This window comes from Brevundimonas mediterranea (assembly GCF_011064825.1).
Lineage (GTDB): Bacteria > Pseudomonadota > Alphaproteobacteria > Caulobacterales > Caulobacteraceae > Brevundimonas > Brevundimonas mediterranea_A.
Genome location: NZ_CP048751.1, coordinates 2,789,810 through 2,816,427, shown reverse-complemented (window position 1 = coordinate 2,816,427; position 26,618 = coordinate 2,789,810). Strand labels below are relative to the sequence as shown.

Annotated in this window: 29 protein-coding genes; 16 read left to right on the top strand and 13 right to left on the bottom strand. The window is 68.3% G+C overall.

Annotation, left to right across the window (positions count from 1 at the left end):
* Positions 1-52: 52 nt before the first annotated feature.
* Both GYM46_RS13875 and GYM46_RS13870 read right to left on the bottom strand, forming a co-directional pair.
* A complete protein-coding gene (locus GYM46_RS13875; protein WP_008264397.1) occupies positions 53-1,255 on the bottom strand; it encodes an exo-beta-N-acetylmuramidase NamZ family protein in 1,203 nt (400 codons plus the stop codon).
* A complete protein-coding gene (locus GYM46_RS13870) occupies positions 1,252-1,758 on the bottom strand; it encodes a DOMON-like domain-containing protein (RefSeq protein WP_008261504.1) in 507 nt (168 codons plus the stop codon). The genes GYM46_RS13875 and GYM46_RS13870 overlap by 4 nt, the downstream gene beginning before the upstream one ends.
* A 200-nt stretch (positions 1,759-1,958) precedes the next feature.
* On the opposite strand from GYM46_RS13870, the gene tyrS reads away from it, so the two are divergent.
* The 4 genes from tyrS (at position 1,959) to GYM46_RS13850 (ending at position 5,660) form a co-directional block, all read left to right on the top strand.
* Positions 1,959-3,212, top strand: a complete 1,254-nt coding sequence (gene tyrS, locus GYM46_RS13865) for a tyrosine--tRNA ligase (protein WP_008264319.1) — start codon at positions 1,959-1,961, stop codon at positions 3,210-3,212.
* A gap of 135 nt (positions 3,213-3,347) precedes the next feature.
* Complete coding sequence (locus GYM46_RS13860; RefSeq protein ID WP_008264421.1) at positions 3,348-3,815, top strand: peroxiredoxin; 468 nt, start codon at positions 3,348-3,350, stop codon at positions 3,813-3,815.
* Positions 3,816-3,973: 158 nt separating this feature from the next.
* Positions 3,974-5,119, top strand: a complete 1,146-nt coding sequence (locus GYM46_RS13855; RefSeq protein WP_008264420.1) for a peptidoglycan DD-metalloendopeptidase family protein — start codon at positions 3,974-3,976, stop codon at positions 5,117-5,119.
* The gene (locus GYM46_RS13850) at positions 5,103-5,660 is read left to right on the top strand and encodes a bactofilin family protein (protein ID WP_040350235.1); all 558 of its coding nucleotides are present in this window, start codon (positions 5,103-5,105) and stop codon (positions 5,658-5,660) included. The genes GYM46_RS13855 and GYM46_RS13850 overlap by 17 nt, the downstream gene beginning before the upstream one ends.
* A gap of 78 nt (positions 5,661-5,738) precedes the next feature.
* Here the strand turns inward: GYM46_RS13850 and prfB are convergent.
* Positions 5,739-6,864, bottom strand: a protein-coding gene (gene prfB / locus GYM46_RS13845) for a peptide chain release factor 2 (RefSeq protein ID WP_156796449.1) whose coding sequence is annotated in 2 segments (ribosomal slippage) — positions 5,739-6,794 and positions 6,796-6,864 — 1,125 coding nt in all. Because the reading frame shifts where the segments join, the coding sequence is not laid out codon by codon here.
* Between the two features lie 119 nt (positions 6,865-6,983).
* On the bottom strand, positions 6,984-9,395 hold the full coding sequence (locus GYM46_RS13840; protein WP_008260750.1) for a penicillin-binding protein 1A: 2,412 nt from the start codon (positions 9,393-9,395) through the stop codon (positions 6,984-6,986).
* A gap of 137 nt (positions 9,396-9,532) precedes the next feature.
* Here GYM46_RS13840 and GYM46_RS13835 point away from each other — a divergent pair, with 137 nt between their 5' ends.
* Together GYM46_RS13835 and cobS are read left to right on the top strand one after the other, a co-directional pair.
* Positions 9,533-9,961 carry an organic hydroperoxide resistance protein gene (locus tag GYM46_RS13835; RefSeq protein WP_008263551.1) on the top strand — a complete coding sequence of 143 codons (429 nt, stop codon included), beginning with the start codon at positions 9,533-9,535 and terminating at the stop codon, positions 9,959-9,961.
* 57 nt (positions 9,962-10,018) lie between these two features.
* On the top strand, positions 10,019-11,023 hold the full coding sequence (gene cobS / locus GYM46_RS13830; RefSeq protein ID WP_008262747.1) for a cobaltochelatase subunit CobS: 1,005 nt from the start codon (positions 10,019-10,021) through the stop codon (positions 11,021-11,023).
* Here cobS and GYM46_RS13825 read toward each other — a convergent pair.
* Genes GYM46_RS13825 through GYM46_RS13815 form a run of 3 tightly spaced genes read right to left on the bottom strand, consistent with a single transcriptional unit; the run spans position 11,020 to position 12,510 of the window.
* Entirely contained in the window at positions 11,020-11,928 is a 909-nt protein-coding gene (locus GYM46_RS13825; protein WP_040349671.1) for a DUF5677 domain-containing protein, read from the bottom strand. The two genes, cobS and GYM46_RS13825, sit on opposite strands and share 4 nt — an antisense overlap.
* Positions 11,929-11,939: 11 nt before the next feature.
* The gene (locus GYM46_RS13820) at positions 11,940-12,221 is read right to left on the bottom strand and encodes a HigA family addiction module antitoxin (protein WP_008261157.1); all 282 of its coding nucleotides are present in this window, start codon (positions 12,219-12,221) and stop codon (positions 11,940-11,942) included.
* Between the two features lie 7 nt (positions 12,222-12,228).
* Positions 12,229-12,510, bottom strand: a complete 282-nt coding sequence (locus GYM46_RS13815; protein ID WP_008259369.1) for a type II toxin-antitoxin system RelE/ParE family toxin — start codon at positions 12,508-12,510, stop codon at positions 12,229-12,231.
* 103 nt (positions 12,511-12,613) lie between these two features.
* Here GYM46_RS13815 and GYM46_RS13810 point away from each other — a divergent pair, with 103 nt between their 5' ends.
* The 5 genes from GYM46_RS13810 (at position 12,614) to GYM46_RS13790 (ending at position 18,556) form a co-directional block, all read left to right on the top strand.
* The gene (locus tag GYM46_RS13810) at positions 12,614-14,386 is read left to right on the top strand and encodes a response regulator (protein WP_008260206.1); all 1,773 of its coding nucleotides are present in this window, start codon (positions 12,614-12,616) and stop codon (positions 14,384-14,386) included.
* Positions 14,387-14,449: 63 nt separating this feature from the next.
* Complete coding sequence (gene mutL / locus GYM46_RS13805; RefSeq protein WP_164952709.1) at positions 14,450-16,336, top strand: DNA mismatch repair endonuclease MutL; 1,887 nt, start codon at positions 14,450-14,452, stop codon at positions 16,334-16,336.
* A 4-nt stretch (positions 16,337-16,340) separates the two neighbouring features.
* Positions 16,341-17,525 carry a hypothetical protein gene (locus GYM46_RS13800; RefSeq protein ID WP_155988189.1) on the top strand — a complete coding sequence of 395 codons (1,185 nt, stop codon included), beginning with the start codon at positions 16,341-16,343 and terminating at the stop codon, positions 17,523-17,525.
* A 24-nt stretch (positions 17,526-17,549) separates the two neighbouring features.
* Positions 17,550-18,029, top strand: a complete 480-nt coding sequence (locus GYM46_RS13795; RefSeq protein ID WP_008264169.1) for a low molecular weight protein-tyrosine-phosphatase — start codon at positions 17,550-17,552, stop codon at positions 18,027-18,029.
* Between the two features lie 197 nt (positions 18,030-18,226).
* Positions 18,227-18,556: an endonuclease domain-containing protein gene (locus GYM46_RS13790; protein WP_244304260.1), complete on the top strand. Its 330-nt coding sequence runs from the start codon at positions 18,227-18,229 to the stop codon at positions 18,554-18,556.
* A gap of 194 nt (positions 18,557-18,750) precedes the next feature.
* Here the strand turns inward: GYM46_RS13790 and GYM46_RS13785 are convergent, their stop codons facing one another.
* Positions 18,751-19,044, bottom strand: coding sequence for a hypothetical protein (locus GYM46_RS13785; protein WP_008261540.1), 294 nt, complete (start codon positions 19,042-19,044; stop codon positions 18,751-18,753).
* 98 nt (positions 19,045-19,142) lie between these two features.
* Here GYM46_RS13785 and GYM46_RS13780 point away from each other — a divergent pair, with 98 nt between their 5' ends.
* Complete coding sequence (locus tag GYM46_RS13780) at positions 19,143-19,658, top strand: RNA polymerase sigma factor (RefSeq protein WP_008263309.1); 516 nt, start codon at positions 19,143-19,145, stop codon at positions 19,656-19,658.
* On the top strand, positions 19,655-20,245 hold the full coding sequence (locus tag GYM46_RS13775) for a hypothetical protein (RefSeq protein WP_008261542.1): 591 nt from the start codon (positions 19,655-19,657) through the stop codon (positions 20,243-20,245). Before GYM46_RS13780 ends, GYM46_RS13775 begins: the two co-directional genes overlap by 4 nt.
* Here GYM46_RS13775 and rsmD read toward each other — a convergent pair.
* Together rsmD and GYM46_RS13765 are read right to left on the bottom strand one after the other, a co-directional pair.
* Positions 20,232-20,795: a 16S rRNA (guanine(966)-N(2))-methyltransferase RsmD gene (gene rsmD, locus GYM46_RS13770; protein ID WP_008260140.1), complete on the bottom strand. Its 564-nt coding sequence runs from the start codon at positions 20,793-20,795 to the stop codon at positions 20,232-20,234. The genes GYM46_RS13775 and rsmD overlap by 14 nt on opposite strands.
* 3 nt (positions 20,796-20,798) lie before the next feature.
* Positions 20,799-22,358, bottom strand: coding sequence for a pseudouridine synthase (locus tag GYM46_RS13765; RefSeq protein WP_008259504.1), 1,560 nt, complete (start codon positions 22,356-22,358; stop codon positions 20,799-20,801).
* A gap of 12 nt (positions 22,359-22,370) precedes the next feature.
* On the opposite strand from GYM46_RS13765, the gene tadA reads away from it, so the two are divergent.
* Complete coding sequence (gene tadA / locus GYM46_RS13760) at positions 22,371-22,829, top strand: tRNA adenosine(34) deaminase TadA (RefSeq protein ID WP_050771716.1); 459 nt, start codon at positions 22,371-22,373, stop codon at positions 22,827-22,829.
* 39 nt (positions 22,830-22,868) lie between these two features.
* On the top strand, positions 22,869-23,312 hold the full coding sequence (locus GYM46_RS13755) for an MliC family protein (RefSeq protein WP_008264014.1): 444 nt from the start codon (positions 22,869-22,871) through the stop codon (positions 23,310-23,312).
* Here the strand turns inward: GYM46_RS13755 and GYM46_RS13750 are convergent.
* The 3 genes from GYM46_RS13750 to GYM46_RS13740 are packed head-to-tail and all read right to left on the bottom strand — an operon-like array spanning position 23,309 to position 25,565.
* Positions 23,309-23,896 (bottom strand): GNAT family N-acetyltransferase, encoded by a 588-nt coding sequence (locus GYM46_RS13750; RefSeq protein WP_008258780.1) that lies wholly within the window; start codon positions 23,894-23,896, stop codon positions 23,309-23,311. The genes GYM46_RS13755 and GYM46_RS13750 overlap by 4 nt on opposite strands.
* Positions 23,896-25,002, bottom strand: a complete 1,107-nt coding sequence (gene aroB / locus GYM46_RS13745) for a 3-dehydroquinate synthase (protein WP_008261052.1) — start codon at positions 25,000-25,002, stop codon at positions 23,896-23,898. The genes GYM46_RS13750 and aroB overlap by 1 nt, the downstream gene beginning before the upstream one ends.
* Positions 24,999-25,565: a shikimate kinase gene (locus GYM46_RS13740; RefSeq protein WP_035309752.1), complete on the bottom strand. Its 567-nt coding sequence runs from the start codon at positions 25,563-25,565 to the stop codon at positions 24,999-25,001. The genes aroB and GYM46_RS13740 overlap by 4 nt, the downstream gene beginning before the upstream one ends.
* Positions 25,566-25,690: 125 nt before the next feature.
* Between GYM46_RS13740 and GYM46_RS13735 the strand changes: the two genes are divergently transcribed.
* On the top strand, positions 25,691-26,611 hold the full coding sequence (locus tag GYM46_RS13735; protein WP_008259312.1) for a tyrosine recombinase: 921 nt from the start codon (positions 25,691-25,693) through the stop codon (positions 26,609-26,611).
* The last annotated feature ends 7 nt before the right edge of the window (positions 26,612-26,618 follow it).

Sequence of the window (26,618 nt, the reverse complement as noted above, 5' to 3'; positions counted from 1 at the left end):
CAACCGATCACCCAGCTCCAGCCACTCCACCGAACAGGCCGGCCTGTGCGGCTCAATACAGCAGGAACGGTCGCCTGACCTCTTCCCATCCCGCCTCATCCGGCCGCGCCGCCGCATCCAGCTCCCCCGGCCCCGCCGCTGCGTCGTCCACCCATTCCCGCAGTCCCGGCCCGCCGTTGATCACGTCGATGGGCAGTTTCCCGAACGCATACTCATACGGAAAATCCCGCCACAGGTCGTAGTCGGGATACAGCCGCCGGATCGCCTTGAACCCCAGGGCCTGCACCCGCCACGGCTTGAAGGCGGCGTGGTCATAGCCGGGGTGATCGACATGGATCTGCACCCCGCTGCACAGTTTGCCGACATGCTTATGGAAGGTCGGCTCGAACCACATGTCGCGTAAGGTACAACCGCCCAGCCACTCCGGCGCCAGAGCGCGCATCTCGGCGATCACCGCCCGCGCATCGATGTCCGGCGCTCCGAACAGCTCTAGCGGCCGCGTCGTACCCCGGCCTTCCGACAGGGTCGCCCCCTCCAGCATCACCGTGCCGGCGTAGCAGCGCGCCATGCTCAGGTTCGGCGCATTGGGGCTGGGATTGACCCAGGCCCGCTCGCCCAGCGGCCAGCCGAAGCCCGGCCCCGCCTCGGGCGCCCAGCCCTGCATCTCCACGACGTGATAGTCCACATCCAGCTTGAACTGGTCGATGAACCACAGGCCCAGTTCGCCCATCGTCAGCCCGTGCCGCATCGGCATCGGCCCCGCCCCGACGAAACTCTCCCAGCCGGGCTTCAGCGTCTGCCCCTCGACCGGCCGCCCCGCCGGATTGGGCCGGTCCAGCACCCACACCGACTTGCCGTGTTTCGCCGCCGCCTCCAGCACGTACAGAAGCGTGGTCACATAGGTGTAGATGCGGCAGCCCAGGTCCTGCAGGTCGATCAGGACGACGTCGAACGTCTCCATCCATTCGTCCCTGGGCCGACGCACCTCGCCGTACAGGCTGAAGACCGGGAAGCCGTGCACCGGATCGCGATAATCCGGGCTCTCCATCATATTGTCCTGAAGGTCGCCCTTCATCCCGTGCTGCGGCCCGAAGGCGGCGGTCAGTTCGATCTCGGGACAGGCGGCCAGGGCGTCCACCGCATGGCCCAGATCCTTCGTCACCGAGGCCGGATGCGCCAGCAGGGCCACGCGCCGCCCCTTCAACTGGGCCTTCAGGGCGTCGTCGGACAGCAGGCGGTCGAGACCGAAATTCATGGCAGTTCCAGCGCGAACGAGTCGGAATGATGAAAGTCCGGCTTATCCGAAGGATGCGCCAGGGCCCAATAGGCGATCGCCCCGCCCACCCCCTCGACCACAGCCGTCAGCCCGACCGCGTCCGTCGCATCCTCCGGCAGGTCCACATCGACCGTCAGCCCGAACCGCCCGGGCGCCATGCGCGTGACGATGAAGGGCGCCGTGATCTCCAGCGCTCGCATTCCCTCGCGATAGCCGTCGAACCGATAGGCCGCCCAGGCCCCCGACGGCGACAGATTGTATTCGACATAGCCGTCCGCCGTCCGCACGAAGGCCTCGAAACAGGTCGTCCGCCACAGCTCGTCCGTTCTGGCCCGCGCCGCCGCCTGCGGCCAGCGCACCATTTCAACCGGCCCGGCCACGACATATTCCAGGCTCAACATCCGCCCCGCCCGCCGCGCCTCGACCTCCAGCGTCAGCCCGGCGGGCGGCGAACTCGGGTGTGGGATCAGGGGCAGACGCATCCGTCCTTCGTAGCGAAGGCTTGACGCCGGTCAACGCTCCGCCTTATCGAAGGCCCCATGTTCGCCGCCCGCGCCATCGCCGGCCTGTATTACCGCCCGCTGTAAGCGAGCGGCCCGCGAACACGCGCCGCCTTCGCTGGCGACGCGCTCTTCGGAAATGGAAGACGACCGCCGGCATCCCTGCTAACGGAGCCTCCGCCATGACCGATCAAGCCTTCAAATCCGACTTCCTCCGCACCCTCCAGGCGCGCGGCTACATCCATCAGATCACCCACCCGGTCGAGCTGGATGCGGCGGCGGCCGACGGCGTGGTCGCCGGCTACATCGGCTTCGACGCCACCGCCCCGTCGCTGCACGTGGGCAGCCTGATCCAGATCATGATGCTGCGCCGGCTCCAGCAGGCGGGCGGCAAGCCCATCGTCCTGATGGGCGGCGGCACCACCAAGGTCGGCGACCCGACCGGCAAGGACACGTCGCGCCCCCAGCTGACCGAGGAGACCATCCAGTCGAACATCGACTCCATCAAGACGGTCTTCGCCAAATTCCTGACCTTCGGCGACGGCCCGACCGACGCGGTCATGGTCAATAACGACGACTGGCTGTCGGGCTACGGCTACATCCAGTTCCTGCGCGACTTCGGCACCCATTTCACCGTCAACCGGATGCTGAGCTTCGACTCGGTCAAGCTGCGGCTCGAGCGCGAGCAGCCGATGACCTTCCTCGAGTTCAACTACATGCTGATGCAGTCGGTGGACTTCCTGGAGCTGAACCGCGCCCTGAAGGTGACGCTGCAGATGGGCGGGTCGGACCAGTGGGGCAATATCACCTCGGGCGTCGATCTGGTCCGCCGCGTGGACCAGAAGGCCGCCTTCGGCCTGACCACCCCGCTGTTGACCACGGCCTCGGGCGGAAAGATGGGCAAGACCGCCCAGGGCGCCGTCTGGCTGAACGCCGAACAGCTCAGCCCCTATGACTACTGGCAGTTCTGGCGCAACGCCGAAGACGCCGACGTCGGCCGCTTCATGCGCCTGTTCACCGACCTGAGCCTGGAGCAGATCGCCGAATACGAGGCCCTGGAAGGCGCGGCCATCAACGACGCCAAGAAGGCCCTCGCCGACGCCGCCACCACCCTGCTGCATGGCGCCGAGGAAGCCGCCAAGGCCCGCGCCGCCGCCGAGACCGCCTTCGAAAAGGGTCAGGTCTCCGCCGATCTGCCGACCGTCGAACTGCCGGTGGCCGAGGTTTACGGCGCCATGATCGCCGCCGTCGTGACCAAGGCCGGCCTGACCGCCTCGAACGGCGAGGCGCGCCGCCTGGCCCAGGGGGGCGGCCTGCGCCTCAACGACGCCGCCGTGGCCGACGGCGCCCAGCTGCTGACCCAGGCCGACCTCAAGGACGGCGTCATCAAGCTGGCGGCCGGCAAGAAGAAGATCGTCCTGGTTCGCCCGATTTGATTTCCGCTCATCCCGGCGAAAGCCGGGACCCAGTGCTTTGGGCGCTCCGCCGCATCCGACGTCCGCAGCGCTTGATCCAACGTACTGTCTCGAAAGAACTGGGTCCCGGCTTTCGCCGGGATGATCGGAGTTTGAATGTCCGCTGCCGAAGGCCACCCCGCCCCCGCCCTCGACCTGCCGACCGACAACGGCGGCCGGGTCTCCCTCTCCGCCCTGAAGGGCAAGCCCGCCGTCGTCTATTTCTATCCCAAGGACGACACCACCGGCTGCACCCGCGAGGCCCAGGACTTCAACGCCCTGACGCCCGACTTCGCCGCCCTGGGCGTCCCGGTCATCGGCGTGTCCAGGGACACGGTGAAGAAGCACGATCGATTCAAGGCCAAATACGACCTCGCCGTCGTCCTGGCCTCGGACGAGGACGGCGCGGCTTGCGAGGCCTGGGGCGTCTGGGTGCAGAAGAAGCTCTACGGCCGCGAATATATGGGCATAGAGCGCGCGACCTTCCTGATCGACGCCGACGGCCGGGTCGTCCGGGCCTGGCGCAACGTCAAGGTCGCCGACCACGCAGCCGCGGTTCTGGAGGCCGCCCGTTCATTGGGTTGAATTCCGATTCTGAGTTTCGCCAAATGCGAGAATCTCAATCAACAATCGCGTGATGAGACGGCAAAACGGCATCAATCGTGGTTAACAGGGCATGAACAGTCTTGCCCGTGTCATCGTTGCACCGGATAAACCTCACCTCGACGTGGGGGCGTTGCGTAATGACCGTGCAAGATCAGTCGCCGGAATCATCTTGGTTCGAACGTTTTTTGCCCGTTCGATACCTTTACCTGCGCAGCCGTGACGATATCCGGGCCTATGCCCTGACCGCGCAGAGACAGCTGGTTCTGGGCGCCGTCGCCGTGGCTGTCGTCCTCTGGTCCCTGGTGGCCTCCGGCGCCTTCCTGTTCGACCTCATCGCCCAGCACCGCTCCGACGCCGAGGTCGTGCGCGCACGCGCCGCGTCGGAACGTCTGAACGCCGACCTTCAGGCCCGGCTGGAAAGCGCGGTGGTCCGCATGTCCGCCGCCAACGGCTCGCTGGAACAGACCGCCGCCATGATCGAACGGCGCCACGCCGCCCTGACCACGGTGATGACCGACTTCCATGGCGTAGAGGGAGCCCAGCGCGCCCTCGCGCCCGCCGCCATCCCCGACAGCGCCAGCCCGATCCAGCGGATCCTGGCCGTGCGGCTGGATCAGGAGCGGCTGCTGGACCGGGCCGAAGACTTCGCCCAGACCCGGGCCGAACGCCTGCGCCTCGCCTTCCGTCTGGCGGGTCTGAACCCCGCCGCCTATGTCGCCGCGTCCGAACCCCTGGGCGGCCCCCTGGTCGAGGCGCGCGACCCGCGCGCCCTGGCCGCCATCCTGGACGTGGACGAGCCCTTCGCCGTCCGCATCCGCCACGCCGCCACCAACCTGAACGAGATGCGGGCCTTGACCGACGCCGCCGGGGGCCTGCCGTTCAAACGCCCGACCCAGGCCCGCACCACCTCGGGCTTCGGCGTCCGCTTCGATCCGTTCAACGGCCGGCCCGCCGTCCACCAGGGCCAGGACTTCGCCGCTCCCCTGAACACGCCCATCTACGCCACGGCCCCGGGCGTGGTCGCCTACGCCGGCGTCCGTTCAGGCTATGGCAATACTGTAGAGCTAGACCATGGTCGCGGTTTCAAGACGCGTTACGCCCATCTCAACACCCTGGGGGTTCAGCCCGGCCAGTCGGTCGCGCTCGGCCAACGTATCGGTGGGATGGGCACGACGGGCCGCTCCACCGGCGTCCACCTCCATTACGAAGTCTGGCTGAACGGCCGACCCCAGAACCCCGCACGCTTCCTCAGAGCAGGAGACCAACTTGTTCAACAAAATTAGCAAACCCTCGAGCCCGACCCCGGCGGCTCGCCCGACCGCTCCGGTCATCCCGCCGCTGCCGGACATGCCCGCCGCGCCGCGCGCCGGCGGCGCCGCCCCTTCGGCCGTGCCGACCGGCCGCGGTCTGTCGACCCTGTCGTCCGACCTGGTGTTCGAAGGCAATGTCTCGGGCGCCGGCGATCTGCAGATCGACGGCCAGGTGAAGGGCGACGTCCGCGTCGGCCGCCTGATCGTCGGCGAGACCGGCGCCGTCGAAGGCAATGTTCAGGCCGACTATGTCGAGGTGCGCGGCCGGGTCGTCGGCGGCGTCCAGGGCAAGCAGGTCAAACTGGTCGCCACCGCCTATGTGGACGGCGACATCACGGCCGAACAGCTGTCGATCGACGTCGGCGCCTTCTTCCAGGGCCGCGTCGCCCAGGGCCAGCGTCAGGCGCCCGCCCCCGCCGCCGTGACCCCGGTCGCGCCGGTCGTGCAGGCGGCGGCCCCTCTCGCTCCGAAGCCGGAAACCGCTCCGGTCGTCCAGGGGAAGGAAACGGTCTGACCCCGAGGCCCTGAAGTCAAAAGGGCGGCCCGGTGTCCGGGCCGCCCTTTTTCTTGTCCGCGGTCGTCCCGGCGCCGATCAGGCGTCCGCGCTGGAGCCGCGCGTCTCGCCGACCCGCGCCGCCAGGGCCGCGCCCATGAAGGCGTCCAGATCGCCGTCCAGAACCCCTTGGGTGTCCGAGGTCTCGACCTCGGTCCGCAGGTCCTTCACCATCTGATACGGCTGCAGCACATAGGATCGGATCTGGTGGCCCCAGCCGATGTCCGTCTTGGCGTCCGCCAGGGCCTGGGCCACGGCTTCGCGCTTCTGCAGCTCCAGCTCATACAGCCGCGCCCGCAGCATCTTCCACGCCTGTTCGCGGTTCTGGTGCTGCGACCGGCCGGCCTGGCAGGCCACGACGGTGTTGGTCGGAACGTGGGTCAGACGCACGGCCGAGTCCGTCTTGTTGATGTGCTGGCCGCCCGCGCCCGAGGCCCGGTAGGTGTCGGTGCGCACGTCCGACGGATTGATGTCGATCTCGATGGCGTCGTCCACGACCGGCGACACCCCGATCGAGGCGAAGCTGGTGTGCCGCTTGGCCGCCGCGTCATAGGGGCTGATGCGCACCAGGCGATGAACGCCTGATTCCGACTTCAGCCAGCCGTAGGCGTTCGGGCCGGAGATCAGGATGGTGGCCGACTTGACCCCCGCCTGTTCGCCCTCCTCGTGGGCCTCGATCGTGACCTCGTACCCATGCGCCTTGGCCCAGCGCGAATACATCCGCAGCAGCATGCCGGCCCAGTCGTTCGACTCGGTGCCGCCGGCGCCGGAATTGACTTCCAGATAGGCGTCGTTGCCGTCGGCCTCGCCGGACAGCAGGGCTTCCAGCTCGGCCCGCGCGGCGCGATCCTTGATGCCGCGCAGAGACGCACGCGCGTCTTCCAGCGCGCCCTCGTCGCCCTCCTCGTCCGCCATCTCGGCCAGCATCACCCCGTCCTCGAGGTCCTGCTCCATCGCCTTGACGGTGTTGATCTTGGCTTCCAGCTGCGAGCGTTCGCGGCTGACGGCCTGGGCCTGTTCGGGCTTGTCCCACAGGGTCGGATCCTCGACCCGCGCGTTCAGCTCATCGAGCTTTCTTAGAGCGACATCCCAGTCAAAGACGCCTCCTGAGCAGAGCGACGCTCTGCTCGATGTCGGCCTTCATGGCCTCGACATCCGGTCTCATCGCATTCTCCAGCGACACAAAGCCCTCAAGCAGCGAGACCCGCAGGCCGCGCGACAGGGCGGATTAAAGGAAAACGGCGCGCCACGAGGACGCGCCGTTCGAAAGGCCTACCTAGAGCCTCAATACAATCCGCTCAAGTCCTCGGCCGGCGCCTTCTTCGGCGGAGGGGCGGCGGCGGGCGGCGGTGGCGCTGCGGCTGCGGCGGCGGCGGCCTCCTGCTCGCGGCGGATCACCTCATAATAGTTCTGGGGCCCGACGGGCTGGGTCGGGGCCTGGACCGGCCGCGGGGCCTGACGTTCCGTACCCGGACGGAATGCCTCTTCGATGCCGTTCACCATGCGGAAGACGGCGTTCTTGGGCCGCACGAAGGGCCGCGCCGGCCGTTCCTTCAGCGCCGTCTGCATGAATTCGGTGAACACCGGCACGGCGGCCGAGGCGCCCGCCTCGCCCGACCCCAGCGACCGGTTGTCGTCGAAGCCGATGAAGACGCCCACCACGATGTCGGTGGTGAAGCCGACGAACCAGGCCGACCGATATTCATTGGTCGTGCCGGTCTTACCCGCCACCCACCGGCCCAGGCCGCGCGCGCTGGCGGCCGTGCCCCGCTGGACCACGCCTTCCAGCATCGAACTCATCTGATAGGCGGTGATGGGATCGATGACCTGGGTTCCGCGCGGTTGAAGGCGCGGCGATTCCTGACCGGAGAAACCCCTGGCGCAGTCGCGGCAGCTGCGGGTGTCGGCGCGGAAGATGGTCTCGCCGTCGCGATCCTGGACATAGTCGATCAGATAGGGCGTGACCCGCCGCCCACCGTTGGCGAAGGCGGAATAGGCGGCCGTGATCTCCAGCGGCGTCACCTCGCCGGCGCCCAGCGACACCGACAGGTTGGGCGTCAGGCCGGGGATGCCCATCCGGGCCGACTGATCGACGATCTTCTTCATGCCCACCGACTGGGCCAGCCGCACCGTCATAACGTTGCGCGACAGCTCCAGCCCGCGCCGCAGGCTCTGCGGCCCATAGTATTCGCGGCTGTAGTTCTCCGGCGTCCAGCGCTGGCCGTTGGCCCCGCCGGCGAAGCTGATCGGCGCGTCCAGCACGATGGAGGCCGGGGTGAAGTCGCCTTCCAGCGCGGTCGCATAGACGAAGGGCTTGAAGGCTGAACCCGGCTGGCGCCGCGCCTGGGTCGCCCGGTTGAAGCTGGACAGGGCGTAGGAATAGCCCCCCACCATCGCCAGCACCCGGCCCGACTGGGGCTCGATCGCCACCAGGGCGCCGTTGACGCGCGGCACCTGTTTCAGGGCGTACTGACCGCCCTTCCGCTCGACGAAGATCAGTTCGCCGCGCCGCAGTTGCTTGTTGGCGTTGGCCCAGGCGGCGTCGGCGGCGATCAGGGTTCCGGTCTCGTCATCCTTGGCGGTGCGGATGCGGACGGTGTTTCCGCTGACGCTCTCGATGGCGGCGGCCTGCCAGGTGCGGCGTTCGGGCGGCGCCTGTTCCTTCAGGGCGGCGGCCTGCCACCCCTCGGCGAAGTCCGTCGTGCCCCAGCCCCCGCGCCAGCCGTGGCGTCGGTCGTAGTTCTCCAGCCCCTGCATCAGGGCCTGGCGCGCCGCCGTCTGCAGCGTCGGATCCAGGGTGGTGCGCATATAGAAGCCGCCGGCGCGCAGCTGCGCCCCGAAGTCCGGATTGGCGGCGGCCTGGCGCCGCGCCTCTTCCACGAAGAAGTCGGCGTCCTTGTACTCCGACCGTTGCGGCGCATCGCGCGTGACCAGCGGCCGGGCGCGCGCCTCGACCAGCTGGGCCTCGGTCAGCCAGCCGCTCTGCTCCATTTCGCCCAGCACCCAGTCCCGCCGGCCCTTGGCCGCGCCGGGGTGGCGTTTGGGGTGGTAGTTGTTCGGTCCCTTGGGCAGGGAGGCCAGGAAGGCCGCCTCGTCCGGCGTCAGCTGCGCCAGCGACTTGCCGAAATAATTATAGGCGGCCGAGGCGATGCCGAACGAGCGATAGCCCAGGAAGATCTCGTTCAGATACAGGTTGAGGATCTGCTCCTTGGACAGGGTCGCCTCCAGGCGATTGGCCAGGATGGCTTCCTTCAGCTTGCGGTTCAGGCTCGATTCGTTGGTCAGCAGGACGTTCTTGGCCACCTGCTGGGTGATGGTCGATCCGCCTTCCAGCCGGCGCCCCTGCACCAGGTTGAAGATGTTCTTGATCGAGGCCCGGCCGATGCCGCCCACGTCGATCCCGCCGTGCTGGAAGAAGTTGCGGTCCTCGGCGGCCAGGAAGGCCTGCACCACGGTCAGGGGAATCTGGTCATAGGAGACATAGATTCGCCGCTCGTCCGAGAATTCGCCGATCAGGGTGCCGTCGCCGGCATAGACCCGCGTCGCCGTCGGCGGCCGATAATCGGCCAGCTCGGACGCGTCCGGCAGGTCGTGAAACAGCCACGCCGCATAGACGGCGACCACCAACCCCGCCAGGGCGATGCCGCCCAGCAGAACCATGCCCGCCCACACGAACCAGCGTTCGGCAATCTTCACTGCGTACTCCGACGACGCGCCCCGAAAGGGTGCTTTAGACCGCGTCGCCCCCTAAAGGCTAGGGCGCGGATGCAACGCCCCCTTACCGTCTCCCGTTAAGCCCCCATCTGAAGCCTTCGCAACCCCAGGAGCCCACCATGGAAGTTCTCTATCGCGCCCAGGCCACAGCCTCCGGCGGCGGCCGCGAGGACGGCCGCTCGGCCACCGACGACGGCAAGATCGACGTCAAACTGTCCACGCCCAAGGAAATGGGCGGCAAGGGCGGCGACGGCACCAATCCCGAACAGCTCTTCGCCACCGGCTACGCCGCCTGCTACCTCGGCGCCCTGCGTCTGGTCAGCGGCAAGGCCGGAACCCCGGTCGGCCCGGACACCAAGATCACCGCCGGAATCGGCTTCGGCAAGAATACGCGCGGCGAGGGCTTCAACCTCGACGTCGACCTGACCGTCACCGACCATGGCCTGGACCAGGCGGTCATCGACGACCTGATCGAGAAAGCCCACCAGGTCTGTCCCTATTCCAACGCCACGCGCGGCAACGTCGATGTGCGTCTCAGTGCGAAATAACCGCATGAAGGGCCGCGCGCGTGTTGAGCCGCGCGCGCGGCGCCTCTAGATGGAGGCATGACCTCCCCGCTCGACGCCACTCCCGACCCCCTGCTGACGCTCGAACCCGCCCGCCGCGTGACCCTGCGCGAGGCCTTCGGCGTGGACAGCGACATGACCGTGCCCGCCTTCGCCGAGCGCGACAGCCATGTGCCCGAGATCGACGAGGCCTATCGCTTTGATCCGCAGACGACGATCGCCATCTGCGCCGGCTTCGCCTTCGACCGCCGCGTCATGGTCCAGGGCTATCACGGCACGGGCAAGTCGACCCATATCGAACAGGTCGCCGCCCGCCTGAACTGGCCCCTGGTGCGCGTGAACCTGGACAGCCATGTCAGCCGGATCGACCTGATCGGCAAGGACGCCATCGTCCTGAAGGACGGCAAGCAGATCACCGAATTCCGCGAGGGCATCCTGCCCTGGGCGCTGCAACGCCCCGTCGCCCTGGTGTTCGACGAATATGACGCCGGCCGTCCCGACGTGATGTTCGTGATCCAGCGTGTGCTCGAGGCCCAGGGCCGCCTGACCCTGCTGGACCAGAACCGCGTCATCCGCCCCAACAAGCATTTCCGCCTGTTCGCCACGACCAACACCATCGGTCTGGGCGACACCACGGGCCTGTATCACGGCGCGCAACAGATCAATCAGGCCCAGCTGGACCGCTGGAACATCGTCACGACGCTGAACTACCTCGACCACGACGTCGAGGCCGAGATCGTCGCCGCCAAGGTGCCCGAGTGGAAGGACGCCGAGGGCCGCCGCCGCATCGCCGCCATGGTCCGCGTCGCCGACATGACCCGCAACGCCTTCATGAACGGCGACATCTCCACCGTCATGTCGCCCCGCACCGTCATCACCTGGGCCCAGAACGCCATCATCTTCGGCGGCGACCTGGCGCTCAGCTTCCGCCTGACCTTCCTGAACAAGTGCGACGAACTGGAACGCCCCACCATCGCCGAGTTCTACCAGCGGGCCTTCGGCGAAGACCTGCCGGAAGCGGCGACGCGGGTGAAAGTGGGCTAGGGTTTCTTTCCGCCCCTCAGCATTTGATCGTAAAATTCCTTCTGTGTCGGGTAGAAACTGTCTCTAGCCGCCGCAGATAGAGCCATGACCGTTTTGTACGGGGCGATCCAACCATTCTTCCAATCGCGGGTAGCCCCCAAGGGCGTTTCCATCAGCAACCCGCAATAGAATGAGAGGCTCGCTAGATCGCTGACAATGCGAGCACGGTGAGCGGCCTCCAGTAATTCTCTCTCGTCGCTTCCGCGCCGCGCACGATCCTCCATCATGTCCAACGCCCCAGCATCGGAATGCGCGAGGTGACTAGCCATGCCGTAGATGTGGAGAAGGCTAGTTGCCTCCGGGACGGGATCGCAGTTTTGGCCCGCGGCGAGTTGTTCTATGATGCCGCTAAATGACCATCTCCCCTCAATCGCTTGCCGCTCCTTCTTCGAAACGCTCTCTGAGTTTCTGACCATATCGGGATGCTGAAGCGCCCGGAACACATCGCGGTCGGTAGCGGAGTGGTCGTCAAATACTGCCTCTGCGAAGGCAGCCTTGCGGGACCGGCGCTTGTCCGATGCTTCCGCCAATATCACTTCGAACTCATGGATGCGGCGGGGCCGGTCTGACTCCGACGATGTGGCGAGGTACATGATTTTGCTCGCACATTCGTAAAAGGATCGCAGGACAATCTCGCCATCCCAGTCCAGCCCCGCGTTCAGCAAGGCCAGAACACCTCGACCTCGGTCCCCCAATAGTTGGAACAATGCAAGCAAGACGCGCTGGATTGGCGTCGGCTCTGCCCAGCGCTCAACCTCGTCGAGCAGATCATTTCGCTGCGTGATGAGGAGGGTCCACGCGGCGTCCCTTAGTTCACGATCATTGGTCATGAGTAGCTCTTCAATAGCCAGAAGGCGGTCGATCAATACCGTCTCGGCTAAGCCGCCCTCGGCCTGATCATCTCCAGCGCATCGCCCATCTTCGCCCGCTGCATCCGCAGGTCGTAGCTCTTCTGCAGGTTTAGGAAGAACCCCTCGCTCACTCCCCAGTAGCGGGCTAGGCGCAGGTCCGTGTCGGCCGTGATCGCGCGCTTGCCCAGGACGATCTCGTTGATCCGGCGCGGCGGCACCCCGATAGCCTTGGCCAGCGCAGTCTGGCTCAGGCCCGCGGGAAGGATGAACTCCTCCAGCAGGATTTCACCCGGCGTCACCGGTTCCATCAGTTCCTCAGTGGTAGTCGCAGATTTCGACATCTTCGGCGCCTCCGTCTGTCCAGCGGAAACAAATCCGCCACTGCTGATTGATCCGGATCGAATGCTGTCCCTTCCGGTCGCCTGACAAGGCCTCCAGCCGGTTTCCCGGCGGCGATCTCAGGTCGTCCAGCCGCGAGGCCGCATCGATCAGCTCCAGCTTCCGCTGCGCCGCGCGTCGGATATCCGGCGGCAGTCGCCGTATGGCGACGCCGTTCCAGAAGCGCTCCGTCTCGCGATCACGGAAACTGCGGATCATGGCGGCAGCATAACGTACGGCGTTATGCCGATCAATCAAGCACGATTGAGGCCTCGTTAAGCTCCCTCGCGTAAGGCCACGCTTGAAGCGGGGACTTGGCGTAGTGGCCGACAGTACAGATTACCTAAAAGCCTATGCCGACCGTTACCGGGACATGTTCCCGGTGCGGCTGGTCACTATCGCCGCGATCGTGATCGTGGGCTGGTGGGTGATCGGCTGGGGTTGGGCGACCAATTTCGCGGTCTTCCAGTTCGGCCTCTACCTGGTGCTCTGGAACGTCGTCCAGACCGCTCGCGCCCGCCCCCGCGCCCCGGGGGCCGAGCGACGTTTCAGGCTCAGCACCGAGGCCGTCACCCTCGGCCTCTCCACGCACAACGCCCTGTTCATCCTCGCCGTCTGGCATTCCCAGCCCCATTATCTCGACTATCTGCGCCTGCTGCTGGCCGGCAATCTGATGGTCGGCGCCCTTCAGGTGCACATCAGCCGGCGCAGTTTCGCCGCCGCCGTCGTCCCGCCGTCCATCGCGGCCATGATCCTCGCCTCCAACCAGCCCCAGGCGACCACGGGGATCAAGGTCGCCGTCGGCGTGTTCGTCCTGGGCGTCATCGCCGCCTCCTGGCGCCAATGGCGCAGCGATCGCCAGACGGTCGAACTGATGGTGGCCCTGACCGAACGCTCGCGCGAGCTTCAGACCGCCCTGGCCCAGGCCGAGACCGACCGCGCCGCCGCCGAACGGGCCAACAAGGCCAAGTCCCGCTTCCTGGCCATGATCAGCCACGAGGTCCGCACCCCCCTGAACGTCATCCTGGGCCTGACCGAGGTGTTGCGCGGCCGTCGTCGCCCCAAGGCCGAGGCCGCCGTGATCGACGACATGGCCGAGGCCGGGGGGATGCTGTTGCGCCTGCTGAACGGCGCCCTGGACATCTCCAAGATCGAGTCCGGCGAGATCGATCTGCGCCTCGCCCCGGTCGATCTGGGCGAGCGGCTGGACGCCATCGCGCGCGTCTGGCGATCCCGCGTGGACGAACTGGGCCTGAGCCTGAAGATCGAGCTTCAGGGCGCGCGCGAGCATTTCGTCGTGATGACGGACGAGGGTCGGGTCGAGCAGGTCCTGATCAACTATCTGTCCAATGCGCTGAAGCTGACGCCGGCCGGGACCATCTGCATCCGGATCCGCGCCCTGCCCGCCGCCGACGGCCGCATCGACCTGGATTTCGAGGTTCACGACCAGGGCCCCGGCGTGCCCGAGGATCAGCGCGAACGCATCTTCCTGCCGTTCGAACAACTGGACGCCGGCCGCGCGGCGGGCGGCGCCGGCCTGGGTCTGGCCCTGTGTCGCGCCAGCGTCCAGGCCCTGGGCGGCGCCCTCGGCGTGCGGGCGGCCCAGCCCCGGGGCGCGGTCTTCTGGTTCCGCTTCACGGCCGAGCGGGCGACGCTTTCGACCGCCGCCGTCCAGCCCCACGCCCCGAGCGCCTCCGTCGCCGCCCCGCGCGCGCCCCGCGTCCTGGCCGCCGAGGATCATGCGGCGAACCGCAAGCTGCTGGCCCTGCTGTTCCAGTCCTTCGGCCTGGACCTGGTGCTGGTCGAGAACGGGCGCGAGGCGGTCGAGGTCCTGCGCGCGACGCCCTTCGATCTGGTCCTGATGGATGTGATGATGCCGGTCATGGACGGGGTCGAGGCCCTGACGGCGATCCGCGCCGAGGAGGCCGCCACCGGCCGCCCCCGCACAGCGATCCAGATGCTGACCGCCAATGTGTTCGACGAGGACGTGGCCCGCTACATGGCGGCCGGCGCCGACGGCGTTCTGCGCAAGCCCATCGAGATCGCCGCCCTCCAGGCCGTTCTCTCGGCCGCCCCCCAGCACGCCGACGCCTGACGGGGCCGCGTCCCCACACGCCGTCGTGGCGCGAATCCCTTCGCCGCCCTATCTTGGGTGAACATGCCCATCCGCCGCCTCTCCCCCGAAACCGTCAACCGCATCGCCGCCGGCGAGGTGGTCGAGCGGCCGGCCAGCGCCATCAAGGAACTGGTCGAGAACGCCCTGGACGCGGGCGGGCGCAATATCGAGATCCAGGCCGACGGCGGGGGCCTGTCGCGCATCCTGATCGCCGACGACGGCAAGGGCATCCCGAAAGACGAACTGCCCCTGGCCATCGAGCGCCACGCCACATCCAAGCTGGAACCCGACGACGCCGGCGACGTGGACCTGTTGCGCATCCACACCCTGGGCTTCAGGGGCGAGGCCCTGCCCTCCATCGGCTCGGTCGCCCGCCTGTCGATCACCACCCGGTCGCGTGACGAGGCCGAAGCCTGGGTCATCCAGGTCGAGGGCGGCGCGACCCGTCCCCTGGCCCCCGCCCCCTTCCCCGGCCCGCACGGCGCGCGGGTCGAGGTGCGCGACCTCTTCTACGCCACCCCCGCCCGGCTCAAGTTCATGAAGTCCGAACGGTCCGAGGCCATGGCCATTTCGGAGGAGATCAAACGCCAGGCCATGGCGCACGAGGCCGTCGCCTTCACCCTGTCGCTGGACGGCAAGGTCGCGCTTCGCCTGCCCGCCGAACACCCCGGCGACGAGGGCCGGCTGAAACGGCTGTCGGCCCTGCTGGGTCGCGACTTCGAGGCCAACGCCCTGCTGATCGATCAGGCGCGGGACGGGGTGCGCCTGTCGGGCTACGCCGGCCTGCCCACCTATTCGCGCGGCAATGCGGCGCATCAGTATCTGTTCGTCAACGGCCGCCCGGTGAAGGACCGGCTGCTGCAAGGGGCCCTGCGCGGCGCCTATGCCGACTTTCTGGCGCGGGACCGGCACCCGGCCGCCGTCCTGTTCCTGGACATCGACCCGCTGTACGTGGACGTCAACGTCCACCCCGCCAAGGCCGAGGTCCGGTTCCGCGACCCGGCCCTGGTGCGCGGCCTGATCGTCGGCGCCCTGCGCCACGCCCTGCACGCCGCCGGCCACCGCGCCTCCACCACCGTCGCCGCCGACGCCATGGCGGGGTTCCAGCCCCACACGGGCGTCTCCACCGGACCGGCCTACAGCCCCAGTTCCCCCTCGGCCCAGGGGTTCAGCGGCTGGACCAGCTGGTCCCAGCCCGCCGCCGCCGCGCAAGTCCTGCCCGGCCTCAACGAACGCAGCGCCCGCGTCGAACCCCGCTGGGACGGCCCCTCATGGCCCTCGCACCCCGCCCAAGCCAACGACCTCGCCACTGGCCACTCGCCACTCGCCACTCCCCTAGACCCCCTCGACTACCCCCTGGGCGCCGCGCGGGGTCAGCTGCACGCCAACTATATCGTGGCCCAGACCCGCGACGGCCTGGTCATCGTCGATCAGCACGCCGCCCACGAGCGGCTGGTCTATGAGCGGATGAAGGCCCAGATGGCCGAGGGGTCCGTGACCCGCCAGGCCCTGCTGACGCCCGAGGTGGTCGACCTGGACCCGGCCGAGGCCGAACGCGTCGCCTCGCGCGCCGAGGAACTGGCCGAAATGGGCCTGATCGTCGAGGCCTTCGGCGCCGGCGCCGTCCTGGTGCGCGAAACCCCGGCCATGCTGGGCGACACGGACGTCCAGGGCCTGATCCGCGACATCGCCGACGACCTGGCCGAACACGGCGCCGCCCTGTCGCTGAAGGAGCGGATGGCCGAGGTCTGCGGCACCATGGCCTGCCACGGCAGCGTCCGCTCCGGCCGCATCCTCAGCGCCCCCGAGATGAACGCCCTGCTCCGCCAGATGGAGGCCACCCCGCATTCGGGCCAGTGCAACCATGGGCGGCCGACCTATGTGGAGCTGAAGCTGCACGATCTGGAGAAGCTGTTCGGGAGGCGATAGAGGGATGGACGTCCGGCTCAAATTCCCAATCTTGCGTCCATTAAAGCTGGATGACGCCTGGATCTTAAATGGGTCGGGTGCCGAGATGTCGTTTGAGTTCACCAATGGTGAAGCTACGGCACTTGTCTTATTTTTCAAGAACCAACCAACCAGCCTTGCGCCATCAGTAAAAAAACTCGACGGCCCCATAAAGGCTGAGATTATCATCAACGGAAGCATAGAGGCAATTGGACGCCGCATCGCACAACGTTTTAGCGATTACATCAATCTATATTTCGCCGTTCCAATCGATATAAATGCAATGGAAGCGGATTATATACCTGCCAACGATGAAGAACGCGAATCCATACAAATGTTCGGGTTCAGCTCCAAGACCGTAAGGCCAAACCCGCCACTTCCCTTCGATATGATGGCGCAAGCTTTTTATGCCGTCGAAAGTAACGACGATCCGTCGTTTGCTTCTCACATGACGCGCTTGGCGCGCGAAGCGCTTATCAGCCAACAATACATAGACGCTTTCCGATTTGGATTTCTCCTTATCGAAGCGTTGTACGGAAACGGTAAGTTTCAAACTCGCGATTTGATGCGCGAACTGGTTGGGAACGCTGATTTCAAAAGCATGCTAGATCAAACGATCTTTTCGATCACAAATGATCCTGATGACAATCGTTCGGCTGCTAAACCTACCCTCACCACACATTCCACTGCGGATGCTTTAGTCAAACACCTACTCGACCGTCGTGGATTTTATTTCCACGGCAATCTGAAGCGGCAGGACGCTTGGCATCCCGACCGTCAAGCCGAGGCCAAACCAGTTGCGGAAATCGTCGTTGATCTTGCCGGGCAGATCGCGGCGGCTCACGCCTCTGCGATGTTCGAGCCAGATATTGGTCCGAGGTTCATGACCGATGCAAAATCTCAAGGAGCGGCGATGACGATCAAGGTGCAGTTCCACTTTATCGACGATGACGGACGCCAACGCACCGGGGCGATGGATTTCGAGGTTCCGGGCACAAAACCGACCAGCAAGCTGGCTATCAAAGTAAACGGCCACTTCTTGTCTTGGGCGGAAGTTGAACTCAACGGCTCGACGCTTTTATCAGCCAGAGGTTTCATCAAGGAAACGGGCGCAGAAATCTTCCGCACTCAATTTCTAAAACCTGCCGATGAGGTGGTTCCGAAAAACTAACCCCGGAACACTTAAAGGTTCCCCATGCCCTCCATCCTCTTCGTCTGCCTCGGCAACATCTGTCGCTCCCCCCTCGCCGAGGCCGCCCTCCGCGCCGAGGCCCAACGCCTGCGGCTCGACCTGATCGTCGAGTCCGCCGGCACGGGGAACTGGCATGTCGGCCATCCGCCCGATCCGCGCGCCCAGGCCGTGGCGCGCAAACATGGGATCGATATCTCCGGCTATCAGGGCCGGCAGGTGACGCCGGCCGACTTCCGCCGCTTCACCCACGTCATCGCCCTGGACCACGACAACCTGGCTGATCTGCGCCGGATCGCCCCCAGGGACGACGAAGGCGGCGCCGTCGCCGAACTCAGCCTGCTGCTCGACCACGTGCCCGGCCGCGAGGGCCAGGCCGTGACCGATCCCTATTTCGGCGACGACGCCGGGTTCGAGGTCACCTGGGCCGAGGTGACGGCGGCGGCGGAACAGCTGGCCGGGAGACTGCGCCGCACGCGCGACTGACCGCGCCCCCTCCGTCTCGCCGGCTTCGCCGGCGATCCACCTCCCCCAAGGGGGGAGGATTTCGGTCGTCGTCACCGTTCGCATTCCTCCCCCCTTGGGGGAGGGGGACCGCCGCGCTCTTCGCGCGGTGGTGGAGGGGGCTTGCCGCGCACCGGGTCTCGACGCACATTCCCGCCATGGATGCATCGCGCAAAACCGTGGATCGCGCCCGTGAACTCCGCCGCAGCCTGACCCTGCCCGAGGTCCTGCTGTGGCAGGCGTTGCGCAAACGCGGGCTGTGCGGGGCGCGGTTCCGGCGTCAGCATCCGATCGGCCCCTATATCCTCGACTTCTACTGCGACGCGGCCCGGCTGGCGGTCGAGATCGACGGGTCCAGCCATGACGCCCCCGATCAGGCGCGGCATGACGCCCGCCGCACCGACTGGCTGAACCAGAGGGGCGTCGCCGTGCTGCGGATACCGGCGCGGGATGTGCTGGCGGATATGGCCGGGGTGCTGGAGGGGATCGGGTTGCGGCTCAGGGGCTAGACTTGCCCCCTCCGTCTCGCCGGCTTCGCCGGCGATCCACCTCCCCCAAGGGGGGAGGATTTCGGTCGTCATCGCCGTTCGCATTCCTCCCCCCTTGGGGGAGGGGGACCGCCGCGCCTCTTCGCGCGGTGGTGGAGGGGGCTGGGCGCGCGGCCGGCGCCCGAAGCAGTCGCACCCGCCGTCGGCCTCGACGATCAGTCGCGGCCCCGTCCCGTGATCCTGCGCCAGATCCGCTTGCGCGCCTCGACCACCGACACCCCCAGCAGGGCCGCCGTGGTCCAGAACAGGGCCTCGGTCGTCACCGCCGCGACGAGGACCAGGGTGATGCGCGCGCCGCGATCCAGATCCAGATAGAGGCCCAGCCCGAACCCGGCCCAGGCGCATACCGCCGCCACCAGCAGGGCCGCCGCCAGGGCCTTCAGGAACCCCTTGCCCCGCGTCAGCACGCCCTTTTTCGGCGTCTCCACCGTCCCCGTTTCGATCGTCATGGCGAACTCCTTTGTTTTTCGACGCCTGACCTGAAAGTCTCGGCCCTTCCTTGAGTCTTTCATCCCGACCGACGATTCTTTCACGGAGACCGCCGCGCTTGGGACGCGACCAGACCTTTGAAGCCCTGCTGGCCGAGCACGGCGGCATGCTGCGCCGCATCGCCTCGGCCTATGAGGCGGATCGCGAGCGGCGGCGCGAGCTGGAGCAGGACATATTGCTGGCCGTCTGGCGCGCCCTGCCCAAACACCGGGGCGATGCGCCCTTGCGCCATTTCATCGCCCGCGTGGCCCACAACCGCGCCGTCACCCATGTGGCGCGCGAGGCGGCCGAGCCGCGTCGCCAGCCTCTGGACGAGGCCGCCCCTTCGGACGCCCCCACCCCGCACGAGGCGGCCGAGACGCGGGATCTGCACGACCGGCTGGGCCAGGCGGTGCGCGCCCTGCCCCTGTCGCTGCGCCAGCCGGCGCTTCTGACCCTGGAAGGCTTCGCCCCGGCCGAGATCGCCGACATGCTGGGCCTGAACCCCAACGCCGTCTCCATCCGCCTGACCCGCGCCAAGGCGGCGCTGCGGGAGGCCCTGAACCCCACACCGTCCCAAGAGGTCCGCCCATGACCCGCCCCGATGACGACTGGACCGACCTGACCCAGGCCTGGACCGAGACCCCCGACCCCGAACCCCGGCTGGACGCCGGCTTCATCCGGTCGCTGCGCCGCCGCGACCGGATGGCGCGGCTCAACTTCTGGCTAGAGATGGGCGGCGGGGTGGTCGTGCTGGCGGCCATGGGCTGGGCCGCCTATCGCGGGATTCCTCTGCCCGCCGTGGGCGCCGCCCTGGCCTTCGCCCTGTTCGCCCTGGGGATGACGCTTTGGTCGCGGCGCGGCGATCCCGGCCTGTTGACCGACACGCCCCAGGCCGTGCTGCGCTCGGCCCTGGGCCAGGCCCGCACCGGCTATCGCTGGGCCCTGTCCGGCGTCGCCATCAGCCTGGCGGGCATGGTCTTCCTGATCCTCATGCTGTGGGTCGTTGAGCCCGCACGGGATCAGCCGGGGGCCGTGGTCGCCGGCGCCGGCGTCTTTCTGGCGGTCTGTATCGGCTTTTACCTGCGTCACGCCCGGCTGTGCCGCCGCCGCATGGCCGCCCATCAGGCGGCGCTGGAGGCCCTGACGGAAACGGCGCCGGACCCGGCTATGCGACCTTGAGGAACAGCACCCGCGCCGCGCCATAATCCCGCGCATCCAGCCGCTGATAGCCGGGGGTGTCGATGTCCGGCTCGTCCGACCCGCGCTCGAACACCACCAGGGCGCCGGGCTTCAGCCAGTTGCCCTCGATCAGCCGAACCAACGTCTGCTCCCCCAGCCCCTTGCCATAGGGCGGGTCCAGGAAGGCGATGTCGAAGGCCTCGCCGTCCGACCCGGGCCGAACGCCCAGGTCCGTCGCGCTGCGCCGATGCACCCGCGTGCGCCCCATCACCCCATAGGCGTCGGCGTTCTCGCGGATCGCGCCCCGCGCCCCGTCATCGGTCTCGACGAACAGGCAGAAGCCCGCCCCCCGACTGATCGCCTCGAACCCCAGGGCGCCCGATCCGGCGTACAGGTCGATGACCCGCGCGCCGTTCAGGCTCTCGGCCCAGGCGGCGTGTTCCAGGACGTTGAACACCGCCTGCCGCGCGCGGTCGGAGGTCGGGCGCGTGCCCTGCCCCTCCGGCGCGACGATGGCCCGCCCCTTCAGGCTTCCCGCAACGATCCGCAAGCCTCAGCTCCGCGGCGTGCGGGGCTTGCCCCCCGGCGCGCGGCCGCTGGTGCCCGAAGGCCCGGCCGGCTTGCCGCCGCCGGTCCGTGGCGGCCGGGTTTCGCGTCCGCTGGGCGAGGCTGCGCCGAAGCCGCGCGGCTTGAACTCGCGCTTGCCGGCGTCAGCGCCCGCCGTGCGCGGCTTGTACTCGCGCTTGGGCCCGTCGCTGCTGCGGGCCGGAGCCCCCTCGCGGGGCTTGAAGGCCCGTGCGGGACGATCACCCTCCTCGCGCGGCTTGTAGGTGCGGGCCGGGCGTTCGCCGTCGGTCGGCGCGCCCTCGCGCGGTTTGAAGCTCTTCTTCGGATGGCCGGTCTTGGGCGCGGCCTTGGCCCAGCCTTCCTTCTTCGGCGGCCGCTCGCGGCGCTCGACCGCATCGGCCTGGGCCGTCTCGGCGGCGCGGACGCGGCTGGGCTTGCGCGACGGGTCAGACATGGCCGAGCCCGAGCGTCCCTTGACGATCGGCGTCGAGACCCGGCGACCGGGGATGGGCGCGGGCGTCTCGACCGTATTGCCGGTCGGCAGGTTCTCGGGCCGGATGTAGTCGGCCAGCAGCTCGCGGATTACGCGCGGCCCGACCTCTTCGACCGAGCCGATGGGCAGGACGTCGAGGCGGAACGGACCATAGGCCAGGCGGATCAGCCGATTGACCGTCAGCCCGACCGATTCCAGCACCTTGCGGACTTCGCGGTTCTTGCCCTCGGTGATCGAGACCGAGATCCACAGGTTGGCCGGCGCGCGACCATCCTCGGACTTGCTTTCCTTGGCCTTGTCCAGCGTCGCCTCGATCGGACCGTAGGAGACGCCGTCCACGACCACGCCGTCCTTCAGCTTGTCCAACTGTTCCTGGGTGATCTTGCCCCGCGCCCGCGCCCGGTACTGACGCACCAGCGAGGTCGCCGGCAGTTCCAGCGCCCGGCTCAGTTCGCCGTCGTTGGTCAGCAGCAGCAGGCCCTCGGTCGCCAGGTCGAGCCGCCCGACCGAGATCACGCGCGGCAGACCCGCCGGCAGGGCGTCGAACACGGTCGGCCGTCCGGTCGGATCGCTGTGGCTGGTCAGCAGACCGGCCGGCTTGTGATAGCGCCAGACGCGCGTCGCCTGGGTCGAGCCGATGGGCTTGCCGTCGACCGTGATCACGTCGTCGCGGGTCACCAGGGTGGCCGGCGTGTCCAGGATGCGGCCGTTGACCGCCACCTTGCCCAGGCCGATCAGCCGCTCGACCTCGCGGCGCGAGGCGATGCCGGCGCGGGCCATGGTCTTGGCGATTCGCTCGGCGCGCAGCGGCGTGTCGCTCTTGCCCGCATTGGACGACGGCTTGCCGTCCTTGCCGGCGCGCGGCCGATCTCCCCGGTCCGGCTTGTCGCCGAACCGCTTGGGGCCGTCTTCGCGAGGGCTGCGCGGCTTGTCGCCGAAGGAGGTCTTCCCGTCGCCGCTCTTGCGAGGACCGGAGGATTTAAAGGGCCGGGGCGACCGTTCGTCTTGACGGGCGCGGGGCTTCTTGTCGTTGTCGTCTGTATGGCGGACCATGATGAGCGGTTCATGCGCATGGCGCTGGACCAAGCGCAAGCGGCGGCGGACGCAGGAGAGGTGCCTGTGGGCGCAATTCTTGTCGATCCTGCCTCAGGTGAGGTAATTTCGACCGGCGCCAACGGTCCGATTGCGGCGCACGACCCCACCGCCCACGCCGAGATCGTCGCCATGCGGCGCGCGGCGACGGCGCTGGACAACTACCGACTGACCGGCCTGACCCTCTATGTGACGCTGGAGCCCTGCGCCATGTGCGCCGGCGCCATCAGCCATGCCCGAATCGGCCGCGTGGTCTGGGCCGCCGACGATCCGAAGGGCGGCGCCGTGCTCCACGGCCCCCGCCTGTTCGAACAGCCCACATGCCACTGGCGCCCGACGACGGACTGGGGTCTTCTGGCTGACGAGTCGTCCGGCCTGCTCAAATCCTTCTTCCGTCAACGGAGGGGAACGGCCGCGAGCGGCGCACGTTAGACCGGCGCGCCAAGCGGCGCCGTTGTGAGGATAAGCGTCTTGTTCAAGCCGGTTCCGCCGTCGTCCCTCGTCCACCGCGGCCTGGCCGCCCCCGCCCTTGTCGCCGCCCTGGCGCTTCTGGCCGCCTGCGGCCCCGATCCCGACAAGGCCCCCAGCACCGGCGACGAGGTCAAGGAACGCGCCATCGAGGCCCAGACCGCCCGCCAGCGCACCGGCGCCGAGGTGCAGGACCGCACCCTGAACCGCGTCGTCCACACCGTTTATCTGTGCGACAACGGCGAACGCCTGTCGGTTGACTTCGACAATCCGCGCCAGATGGCGACCATCCGCAACTCGTCCGGCGAGGCCATCGACCTGTACCAGGAACGCGCCGCCGACGGCATCTGGTACCGCGCCTCCAACGTCGATCTGCGTGGCAAGGGCGTCCTCGCCACCTGGTCCGTCCAGGGCCGCCAGCCGACGCAATGCCGAGCGGTGGATTAGGCCAGCGCCGCCAGCCTTCGATCCAGCCCGTCCCGCACCTCGGGCCAGTCTTCGTCGATCACGGCGAACATCGCAGTGTCACGCGCACGCCCTGTCCAAGTGATCTTGTGCTTCCTCAGCACGCCCTCGGCCCTGGCGCCCAGTTTGAGGATCGCCGCCCGGCTTCGGGCGTTGACGGCGTCGGTGATGATCTCGACCCGCACGGCGCCTGCATCGAACGCATGGCCCAGCAACAGCCGTTTGCAGGCCGGATTGATCGCCCCGCCCCGCGCCTCAGGCCGATAGAAGGTCGAGCCGATCTCGCAGCGACGATAGGCCGGGTTGATCTCGTACAGGCTGGTCGTGCCGACCACCGCCCCGTCCAAACGCCGCCGCACGGCATAGGCGATCCGCGTCCCGGACCGCATGGCCGTCAGGGCGCTGTCCCACCAGCCGTCGAAATGCGCGCCCTGGGCCGAGCCGACCATGGCGGCCCAGGCCTCGGGATCGCAGTTCAGCGCCGCACGAACCTCGTCTTTCAGACCGTCCTCGAACGGCTCCAGCCGCACGAACCGATCCTCTAGCGGGACCGGGACGATCCGCATCACGCCGTCGCACCTTCCTCGATCAGGAAGGCGCGCACCTTGTCCGCGTCCATGCCTTTGGACACGAAGGCCTGGCCGATCCCGCGCGCCAGGATCAGGGTCAGGGCCCCGCCTTCGGCCTTCTTGTCGCCGGCCATCAGGGCCAGCAGCCGGTCGGCGCCGAACACGCCCGCCTGATCCAGACGCGTCGGCAGGCCCGCCGCCGCGACCACCGCCTCGACCCGCGCCACATCCTCGGCCGAACACAGGCCCTCGCGCGCCGAATACCGGAAGGCCATGCAGCAGCCCAAAGCCACCGCCTCGCCATGGGCCAGGGCGTCTTCGTCAAACCCCACTTCCGTCTCGACCGCATGACCGAAGGTGTGGCCCAGGTTCAGCAGGGCGCGACGCCCGGCCTCCTTCTCGTCCTCGCCAACCACGGCGCTCTTGATCTCGACCGAGCGGATCACGGCCCGTTCCAGCGCCGCCGGATCGCCCTCGGCGCCCGCCGACCCTTCGCCCGCCAGCCAGTCGAAGAAGCCCGCGTCGCAGATCAGCCCGTGCTTCAGCACCTCGGCCCAGCCGGACTTCACCTGCCGCGCCGGCAGGGTCGCCAGAACGTCGATGTCGGCCAGCACCAGACGCGGCTGATGAAAGGCGCCGACCAGGTTCTTGCCGCGCGGCGTGTCGATCGCCGTCTTGCCGCCGACCGACGAATCGACCTGGGCCAGCAGGGTGGTCGGAATCTGCACGAAGTCGACGCCCCGCATGTACAGCGCCGCCGCCAGACCGGCCAGATCGCCCACGACCCCGCCGCCCAGGGCGACGACCACGTCCTTGCGGTCCAGCCCGATCTCCAGCAGCCGGTCCAGCACCCGCTCCAGCTCGGCGAAGGACTTGGAGGCCTCGCCCGCCGGCACGGCCACGATCTCGCTCTTGACGCCCGCCGCCGACAGGGACGCGGTCAGGGCCGCGGCGTGGATCGCCGCAACGGTCTCGTCGGTGACGATGACGGTCCGTCCCCTGGCCAGGGGTGCGATCCGTTCGCCCGCCTGGGCCAGCAGCCCACGCCCCACCACGACCTCATAGGCCGCAAAGGCCCCGCCGCTGACCGGAATGATCGTCATCGCCTCGTCTCCGCGCGCCGTCTGTGGCGCCAGTGCCGGCGCAGGTTCTTGTGAATGGCGTCCACCGCCTGGCCGTGCGAGCCCTGGCCCACGTCCACGGTCACATCCGCCTCGCCATAGATCGGATAGCGGGCTTCGGCCAAGGTCGTCAGCACCGCCAGCGGATCCTTGCCCCGCAACAGCGGCCGGGTGTCGCGCCGCGCCACCCGTTCGGCGATCACCGCCAGATCGGCCCTCAGCCAGACCGTGTCGGCCCGTTCCTTCAGCAGGGCGCGGGTTTCCGCATTCATCATCGCCCCGCCGCCGGTGGCCAGGACAATGGGCGGCCCTTCCAGCAGGCGACGGATCACCCGCGCCTCGCCCGCGCGGAATTCCTCCTCGCCCAGGGCGGCGAAAATTTCGGACACCGTCATCCCGGCCGCCGATTCGATCTCCACGTCGCCGTCGGCGAAGGGCAGTTTCAGCCGGTTGGCCAGCCGCCGCCCCACCGACGATTTGCCCACCCCCATCAGCCCGACCAGGGCTATGGTGCGGCTCGGGCCCGGATTCGCGCGCCGCCTCATCCGGCGGCTCCGGCGGAACGGACGGTCGAAAGGACGGCGAAGGCGGCGGAACGGGCAGGCATGATCGATCAAACCTCTACACCAAGCCCGCCCGCGCGCCAGCCGCCCAGGGACCGGATCGCGTCATGACGCCCCAGATCGAGGCCTTTCTGGAGATGATGGCGGTCGAACGCGACGCCTCGCCCCACACCCTGTCCGCCTACGGCCGCGACCTGGCGGACGCCGAGGCCGCCCTGGCCGAGGCCGGCGGCCTGATGCAGGCCGACCAGGAAGCGCTTGAGGTCTGGTTCGCCGACCTGTCGCGGCGCGGCCTGTCGGCCGCCACCGCCGCCCGACGTCGTTCCTCGGCGCGCCAGTTCTACCGGTTCGCCCTGGCCGAGGGCTGGCGCACGGACGATCCGTCGCGCCGCCTGGACGCGCCCAAGCAAGGCCGCCCCCTGCCCAAACTGCTCAGCCGCGACGAGATCGACCGCCTGCTGGCCGCCGCCGCCGCGCGCGACGCCGCAGGAGGGCTGCGCCTGGTCGCCCTGGTCGAGATGGCCTACGCCTCGGGGCTGCGGGTCTCGGAGCTGCTGGGGCTCAAGGTCGATGCGGTGCGTCGCGACCCCGCCTATCTGATCGTGCGCGGCAAGGGCGGCAAGGAACGGCTCGCGCCCTTGAACACCGCCGCCCGCGAGGCGATCAAGGCCTGGCTGACCGCGCGCGACGCCAGGCTCAAGGGCAAAGATGGGCGAAAGCCCGAGGCGCCCGACAGTCCCTGGCTGTTTCCCTCGTCCGGCCGCACCGGCCATCTGACGCCGCGCCGGTTCGCCCAGCTGCTGGACGAGGCGGCGCCGGTCGCCGGCATCGACCCCGCCCGCGTCAGCCCCCACGTCCTGCGCCACGCCTTCGCCACCCACCTGCTGGAAGGCGGCGCCGACCTGCGCGTCGTCCAAACCCTGCTCGGCCACGCCGACATCGCCACGACCCAGATCTACACCCACGTCGCCACCGACCGCCTGGCCCAGGTCGTCCAGCAAAACCACCCCTTGGCGCGGGATGATTGACGGCGCA